The sequence below is a fragment of the Klebsiella sp. GG_Kp173 genome (genome assembly GCF_040062415.1).
Classification (GTDB): domain Bacteria; phylum Pseudomonadota; class Gammaproteobacteria; order Enterobacterales; family Enterobacteriaceae; genus Klebsiella; species Klebsiella quasipneumoniae.
In genome coordinates this window covers 1-8010 of sequence record NZ_JBEAFZ010000045.1, presented here as the reverse complement: position 1 = coordinate 8010, position 8010 = coordinate 1, and the positions used below count along the sequence as shown (strand labels likewise).

At 48.1% G+C, this 8010-nt stretch carries 7 protein-coding genes and 2 pseudogenes; 7 read left to right on the top strand and 2 right to left on the bottom strand.

Going from position 1 to position 8010, the window contains the following annotated elements; all coding sequences use genetic code 11:
* A partial coding sequence (locus ABLU50_RS15810) for a type II toxin-antitoxin system YafO family toxin (protein WP_348864839.1) occupies positions 1–491 on the top strand: 491 nt, incomplete at its 5' end.
* A gap of 236 nt (positions 492–727) precedes the next feature.
* Positions 728–841, top strand: a pseudogene (locus tag ABLU50_RS15805) (transposase); the annotation flags it as partial.
* A 212-nt stretch (positions 842–1053) separates the two neighbouring features.
* Here the strand turns inward: ABLU50_RS15805 and ABLU50_RS15800 are convergent.
* Positions 1054–1158: pseudogene (locus ABLU50_RS15800) on the bottom strand (IS1 family transposase); the annotation flags it as partial.
* Between the two features lie 521 nt (positions 1159–1679).
* Positions 1680–2362 (bottom strand): IS1 family transposase gene (locus tag ABLU50_RS15795; protein WP_242630235.1). Its coding sequence is split into 2 segments (ribosomal slippage): positions 1680–2128 and positions 2128–2362, totalling 684 coding nucleotides; the frame shifts between segments, so codons are not numbered across the junction.
* Between the two features lie 647 nt (positions 2363–3009).
* Here ABLU50_RS15795 and ABLU50_RS15790 point away from each other — a divergent pair.
* From ABLU50_RS15790 to ABLU50_RS15770, 5 genes are all read left to right on the top strand, one after another.
* The gene (locus tag ABLU50_RS15790; RefSeq protein ID WP_204787289.1) at positions 3010–3828 is read left to right on the top strand and encodes an ABC transporter ATP-binding protein; all 819 of its coding nucleotides are present in this window, start codon (positions 3010–3012) and stop codon (positions 3826–3828) included.
* Positions 3825–4589 carry an ABC transporter permease gene (locus ABLU50_RS15785; RefSeq protein ID WP_080466011.1) on the top strand — a complete coding sequence of 255 codons (765 nt, stop codon included), beginning with the start codon at positions 3825–3827 and terminating at the stop codon, positions 4587–4589. Before ABLU50_RS15790 ends, ABLU50_RS15785 begins: the two co-directional genes overlap by 4 nt.
* Positions 4571–5563 carry an ABC transporter substrate-binding protein gene (locus tag ABLU50_RS15780; RefSeq protein ID WP_080466010.1) on the top strand — a complete coding sequence of 331 codons (993 nt, stop codon included), beginning with the start codon at positions 4571–4573 and terminating at the stop codon, positions 5561–5563. Before ABLU50_RS15785 ends, ABLU50_RS15780 begins: the two co-directional genes overlap by 19 nt.
* Before the next feature lie 103 nt (positions 5564–5666).
* On the top strand, positions 5667–6935 hold the full coding sequence (locus ABLU50_RS15775; protein WP_080466009.1) for an amidase: 1269 nt from the start codon (positions 5667–5669) through the stop codon (positions 6933–6935).
* A 200-nt stretch (positions 6936–7135) separates the two neighbouring features.
* Positions 7136–7810, top strand: a complete 675-nt coding sequence (locus tag ABLU50_RS15770; protein ID WP_080466008.1) for a GntR family transcriptional regulator — start codon at positions 7136–7138, stop codon at positions 7808–7810.
* Positions 7811–8010 lie beyond the last annotated feature (200 nt).

Sequence of the window (8010 nt, the reverse complement as noted above, 5' to 3'; positions counted from 1 at the left end):
AGATGCGTGATCTGATCCTTCAACTCAGCAAAAGTTCGATTTATTCAACAAAGCCCCCAAAAACTTACGACCGTTTCTTTGCCCCGGTTTTTACAAAATTCCCTAGCCTCGAACAGAGTTTGCTAGATGACTTTGCTATCTACAAGGCGACTGGCAAACTCCCTCATTATTTCGGCCGAGATACTCTATATGATCGACCCGATGAGGTGAAAGATGCGCACATGTGGCATATACACCTAGAACTCGGTATGAATAAGTTTGAGCCGCCTATTACCCCAAAGGGTAAGCACGCTCGTAAACCAGACCAAGCCACTGTGCAATGGCATAGAACTTCTGATACCTGCCTGGTGTATGTCCAAAACATACTTGATGAAAACCAATATAGCCTTCTTGCGGTTTTCCACCCTTGGGCACATGCGGAAGGCCAAGACTATCGACAAATGAGAGAATTGGCCGCAGTAGCAAAAGAGTTCCGTGAAGATATCTTCTAATTATCAGTGAGATACCTTCACCATTCCTTCCTGTAGGTTCAGTGCCTGGGTAATATGCCCGTCTAGTTCCCCCTGCATATCACCAATAAAACAGATCTTAGAGTTAGGCCGAGCCTCTTTTAGAGTAGCCTTGATCTTGTTTCTTAATGGGGTTTCGCCAAGCTTTGACCTGCTCCCCGTTGATTAATACACCGCGATGTTAGTAATGTCTTCATAAGCCACATGAGGACATCCCCATGAAGAAGCGTTTTTCCGACGAACAGATCATCAGTATCCTCCGCGAGGCTGAAGCCGGGGTTTCTGCCCGTGAGCTCTGCCGTAAGCACGCTATTTCCGACGCCACCTTTTATATCTATGGACTACCTCCGTTTTGCAAGTACTGAACCTGGTTTTGGGTTGTTGCTTACATCTATCCGGCATCAGGAAAATCTTTGCCCAAATGGGTAATTCGCACACAATCGCCTCAACAACTGGACGGCCTCTGAGTCCAGTATAAAAATCAGGTTCCGATCGTGCAGGTGCAACCTGTCACCATTTCTCAGTACGCTGCAACTTTTTCTGGGTGGCAGTCACGGCAGCGAAATCTGTCATGGCCTTTAGGGTTCTGACCATGGCGGTAGACCTGTGCAGACTGACAACGAGGACAATGAATGTTAACGCTGGCCATGAAAGAACCTCAAAAGCCCGCATTATACATCAGATTCAACTAATTAGAGGCATCACCGCTTTTCGATACTGACGAAGTTTAAATAGCGTCAGGGTATTCAAGTAGTTCTCCTCGTTATGCCCTTGGTATATTTTAAATTGAACCTTACAAGGGAGATGATCCTGAAGGTGTTAGGTCGAGTCTACTATTTTTCAAAGCATGATTCACATTTATGATTATATATCACTTGAAAAAATACATGACAATATTTCAACGAGTTTGTTTGAAAAGTATTTAATAAACCATATCGTTGCTTATTATTTTGTGGATGTTTTATTTTAAACATTCCCAATTTATTCCTTTATGGATAGGTCTGCATATCTTGCCCGCAAGACTATTAAACAAAAAGAACATGATGCGCACTATGGTTCACAGGCCCCGATATCATTGAAGACTCCGAGCCCCTGCTCGTTCGTCTCCCCCCAAAGATAAAAGTAACTTTTGCGGCGTAAAGGGCTTCAGCCCTGGGTAATGACTCCAACTTACTGATAGTGTTTTATGTTCAGATAATGCCCGATGACTTTGTCATGCAGCTCCACCGATTTTGAGAACGACAGTGACTTCCTGCCCAGCCTTGCCAGATGCTGCCTCAGATTCAGGTTATGCCGCTCAATGCGCTGCGTATATCGCTTGCTGATAACGTGCAGTTCTCCCTTCAGGCGTGATTCATAAAGCGGCCAGCCATCCGTCATCAATACCACGACCTCAAAGGCCGACAGCAGGCCCAGAAGACGCTCCAGCGTGGCCAACGTGCGTTCACCGAATACGTGCGCCACAACCGTCCTCCGTATCCTGTCATACGCGTAAAACAGCCAGCGCTGACGTGATTTAGCACCGACGTAGCCCCACTGTTCGTCCATTTCAGCGCAGACAATCACATCACTGCCCGGTTGTATGCGCGAGGTTACCGACTGCGGCCTGAGTTTTTTAAGTGACGTAAAACCGTGTTGAGGCCAACGCCCATAATGCGTGCACTGGCGCGACATCCGACGCCATTCATGGCCATATCAATGATTTTCTGATGCGTACCGGGTTGAGAAGCGGTGTAAGTGAACTGTAGCTGCCATGTTTTACGGCAGTGAGAGCAGAGATAGCGCTGATGTCCGGCAGTACTTTTACCGTTACGCACCACCCCGTCAGTAGCTGAACAGGAGGGACAGCTGATAGAAACAGAAGCCGCTGGAGCACCTCAAAAACACCATCATACACTAAATCAGTAAGTTGGCACCATTACCCATGTTTGAGACCCCACACAGGGTTAGACCGGTCGCCTGGTTATTTCTGAATTTTTTGATTAATTAAGGGGACTTTTTCCTCACATTAAAAGCACTCCCATTAACTCTTTGATTTAATTTAATAATCACTAAACACAGGGAAGGATGTTCCTACAAATTGCTTAGCTGCCATTGATTGAGACAGGGCCTGAAGCTTTTTCTGGCTCAAATTACGCTGCATTGCGGTGCAGAAAGTACTTCCTCAATCTGACGTGAAACATAAGTCAGAGAAAGTGATTAATGGCGCAATCACACAAGAAAATGGAAAAGGCTACGCCTCCAGATGGTGCACAGCATCTTTTTTACTGTGATTTCCTGTCGTCTCGCATGTAACTGAAAACGAACAAAAAATAATAATTATACATTAATATCAAAAAGTTATATCAATCACCCAGAAGTAACGGTGGCTTCACTTCTTCCTTGGCACACTTCCTGCATCTCGGATTATGCATTATGCATTATGCATTATGCATTATGCATAATTTCGCGTTACATACTTTAATGGCCCGGATGTGTTGTCGTCCAGGAGGAGAATGTGGTGAAAAATCGGCTTGAAATCAGGAATCTCAATCACTCATTTATCAAGACTAATGATGAAGAGATCCGCATTTTTCAGAACCTTAAATTCACAATCGGTAGGGCGGAAATCGTCGCGATTGTGGGCCGAAGTGGGGCAGGGAAAAGTACGCTTTTCAATTTGATTTCCGGACTGCTTAAACCGAGCGCGGGTAAAATTGAACTAGCTCCGCGTGAGGATGGCAGTCCAGGCAGTATTGCCTACATGCTGCAAAAGGATTTACTGCTGCCGTGGCGGACCATTTTGGAAAACGCAGTGTTAGGTATCGAACTCCAGCGCGATGTCACACCGGCAGATCGTACGCGCGCGACTGCCATGCTGGCGAGATACGGACTGGAATCCGTCGCGCATGCTTACCCTCATTCCTTATCGGGCGGAATGAAACAACGTGTCGCACTGTGTCGGACTCTGCTTGCTGATCCAACGGTGGTATTGCTCGATGAACCCTTTTCGGCACTGGATTATGAAACCCGACTCATGTTGGAAAATGATGTCCTGCATCTGACTCAAACCGAGGGGACCAGCGTCATTTTAGTTACCCATGACATTGATGAAGCCATTGCAATGAGTAACCGTATCGTTGTATTGGGAGGCCGGCCGGCAAACATCATTCTTGAAGAACACGTGGTGCTGAATGTACCGGGAAGCAATGGATTGCGAGACGCGATTACCGCACGCGGTGCCGCTGAATTTCCTCTCTACCATAAACGGATTTGGAGTGCGCTTCGTGATAATGATGTCGCTCACTCGGCCAATGCGACAGGGAACCCTATCTCATGAAGAAAAAGAGCAATGGTGCTACCGCAATTGTGACTGCCATTCTTCTGGTATTGGTGGCGTTGTGGGAGTTGGCTGCGCAGGTTGGATTAATTAATGGACAGTTATTAGGATCGCCCGTCGGCATTTTTAACTCCGCCGTTATCGGCTTTACGCAGGGGCAATTGCTTAACGATACGTGGGTAACTTTTGTTGAAACGGCGCTTGGCCTGGTTACAGGCAGCGTACTCGGTATCATCCTGGGTCTGGTTCTTTGGTTCTATCCTCGACTTTCTGACATCGTTAAACAGTTTTCAATGCTGCTAAACAGCATTCCCAAAATTGCGCTTGGTCCGCTGATCATCATCTGGTTTGGTTCGGGAATGATTTCAAAAGTCTGGCTGGCGGGTATCTCAACTTTTGCCGTCGCCATGATCTCCTCCTGTGCTGCGGCAGAAGAAGTTGATAAGGATCTGCTTAATCTTTTCCGCTCATTCAAGGCACAGAAATCAATGATTTTTAAGAAGTTGATCTTGCCGGCTTCCGTTCCCTGGATCTTCTCCATTTTTCGCATCAACATCGGTTTTGCCCTCATCGGGGCTGTTGTTGGCGAGTTCATCGCCTCTGAAAACGGGCTGGGCCACGCCGTGTTTGTCGCGGGTTCGCTGTTTGACCTCAATACAGTCTGGCTGGGTGTCATTATTTTGACGCTGATGGCTGCCGTTCTTACCTGGATTGTTCAATTAATCGAAGAGAGGGTCGTTTCATGGAAAATCGCGCAATAAAATTTATCCGTCATACGCTTGCCCCCGTGCTCGTCACCGCCAGTTTGAGTTGTTTGGCTGTGCAGCCTGCTAATGCCCAGGAGAAAGTGGTTATTTTCCAGGCATTCCAGTCCATTCAATATCTTCCTTTATATGTCGCAATGGATGAAGGGCTGTTCAGCAAGCGTGGACTGGATGTCAAAAAAGTCACCGCTGGTGGCGGCGCGCAAGGTGTCGCTGCGGTCATTGGCGGTCACGCTGATTTCTCCCTACAGGATCCCATGACAGCAGTACTGGCCAACCTTAAAGGAGCCTCTCTTGTCAATGTTGCGATGGTGGTTTCAGGCGTGCCTGTGTGGATGGTTGCGCCAAAAGATGCCCCGATTAATGACATCTCAGGTGTTAAAAGTCAGACGATTTCTTCGGCTATCCCGCCTTCGACCAGTACTTACTTACTGCAGAATTTGCTTAAAGAGCGCGGTTTAACGGACGTCAAACTCAACACCGTAGCAATTGGTACCGAAATATCGCCTGTGGCAGCGCATCGTGCCGACATCGCGACGCTCTATCAGCCGCAGGTCGAACAGGCATTATCCAATGGTTATAAGATCGTTTATGACTTTGCCAAACAATATAACGGCGTGTTCGCGTTTTCGACGATTGATACGCTGAAATCGACCGTAGAGAAACGACCAGAAATGGTGCAAAAGTTCGTCAGCGCCATCGCTGAAGCAGAGTCATTAATGCAGAAGTCACCCGATGTTGCATACCGGGTAGCTGGCACAGAGTTCACTTCGCTGGATAAGAGCGTCGTTCAGTCCGCCGTAAAACGTATGCTCGAACAAAAAATTTACCCGGCAACGCCTTCCATCTCCAAAGAAGCCTTCCAGGCAGGTCTGGATCTGCAGGTCTCTATTGGCAACATTAAACCGGGACAAGTGAGCTGGGAAGATGCCGTGGATAACCGCTTTGCTGACCAGGCGGGCAATCATTAAATTGTAGATTTGACCAACAATAGGGTTACCGATCTTTCGGTGATCCTCCATTTTTCACCTATGTGTTTATGCCTGCGGTGATCAGACTAAAACGGATGCAAAGATGACTATCTCAACCCCTAAAGAAATTCCTGCACGGCTGAGCGCTGCCATAAAGGCAGCTGACGCTATTGATAACACGCTGAAATCGTTTGTTTATCGCCCGGCAGATTATGCATCGCAATTAACACTGGCTGTAAGTGGGCCTTTGGCATGTGTACCCATCGCTATTAAAGATCTGATTGATACCGCAGATATGCCAACCACTTACGGCTCACGTACATTCGAAGATCATCAGCCGACCAGGGATGCCTGGATTGTTGCCAAACTGAGAGAGGCGGGAGCCATCATTTTTGGCAAAACGGTGACTACCGAATTTGCCTGGCGGGATGCGGGTCCGACGGTTAACCCCTGGAATACGGCGCACAGTCCAGGAGGATCGTCCAGTGGTTCTGCTGCTGCGGTTGGGGCTGGAATTGTCGATATCGCATTGGGAACCCAGACGGTGGGTTCCATTATTCGCCCTGCGTCTTATTGTGGTGCTTACGGCTACAAACCCACCTTTGGACTGATTCCAACCGACGGCGTGCATGATTTAGCCGTATCACTGGATCACCTCGGATTTATTCTCTCTGACCTCTATTGGGGAGCGGTGTGCCATGCCGTCATCGTGCGAAATGGGGCGATTACGTCGCCATCATCGCCGGAGCAGTTCGCCATCGGTGTCAAGCCCCGCAAAATTGGTGTGTATCGATCTTCGCTATGGTCATACGTAGAATCCGACGTACAGCAAAACTTCGAAGGCGTTATACGCCGGCTGAACGCACAGGGCGTGGAGTGTGTCCCGGTCGATTTCTCCGAAGATTTGCCAGCACTGAACGCGTTGACGAACAAGATTCTGGCGTATGAGGCCAACGTTGCTATCAGTAACGATATTAAAGGACGCGAAGAGCGGGTCGGTGCGTATACGCGTGACCTCATCGCTTACGGAAAAACCATTAGCCGTCAGGAATATGACGCTCTGCTTATTCAGTTGAGTGATTTACGAGCGGCACGCGACAATGCATTCACCGATCTCGATGCGATAATCACGATCACCTCACCGACAACAGCGTTGAAAGGCCTGGAGAAAACCGGTGATGCCTCTTTCTGTATGCCAGCAACCTTGCTGGGTCTACCTGCAGTGAGTGTGCCGTGCGGTATTTCCTCTGATTTTCTGCCTTATGGGCTGCAACTAATAGGGCGTGGTGACGATGATCTCGCGCTTCTCAATATTGCCCAATGGGTTAGCACCATATTGCCGACGCTGGTGGTTCCTGCGATTATTGCGTAAGCAGGCACGTCGTCTGTTGGCCCATTGCTTGCTTCTATCCCGGCAGTAATGGGCCAGCGCGTTCACGGTACAGTATCTGTAAAATGAACAGGACAAACGATATAATGCTTCAATCGTATACCTGGCGGGACGCCCCTCCTTTCAAACGCTGTTGACGCTCCGTGACAGCCATCTGACTGACATAACCGAGTTAGCCGCACATGCCAAATGCTTTCAAGACGCTGGAACAACGCGTTCTTAATCTTCTGCGAAATGACATTCTTTCCGGTAAATACCGTCCGGGTGACCGGCTTCGCCAGGATGAAGTGGCTAAGCGTTTTGATATCAGCACCACTCCCGTGCGTGAGGCGTTTCGCGGATTGCGCTCGGAAGGTTTGATTTCCATTGATGCGAATAAAGGCGTGGTCGTTAAAGGGTTGTCGATTGATGATGTCACGGAAATTTACGAGCTGCGCATCATGCTGGAACCGCTGCTGGCTAAAAAATCGGTCAGTTCGATAACGCCGGAGTCGTTGTTACTCGCAGAGCAAATCCATGATGAAATGTGCAAAGCAACCGATCCTCATAACTGGTCTTCGCTGAATCGTGATTTTCACGTCCAGCTGATGAGCAGCGAATCTCATACCCGTCTTTATGAGATGGTAAAGAATTTATTGGTAGTAGCAGAACCCTACGTCTCTCTCTCCATTTTTGTTCATCCGGAAATATTACAGACCGACAATGACGACCATTTCAACATCCTTGAGGCTTACCGACGAGGAGATGCAATGCAGGTTGAAGAGATCGTCAGGAAGCATTTAACTCACACTTTGGAAACTATTCAGGCTTCCGTCAACGAAGACAGGTTAAGCCGATTAATCTCCCCTAAACTGTAACCAGCATAAGCAGTTAAAAGGAAATGACGGATCTCAATAACCCGTCATCTAATCATTCACGGCTGGGTATCACCTTTGCTATCCTGAAGTGGTTTACTGAATTTGGCCACCTGAACAGAGGTGATATGCTCACCTCAGAACAACAGTAAGCGTACAGCGAGAACCGTATTGACGGGGATGTGTTATTCAGTTGGCAGTGT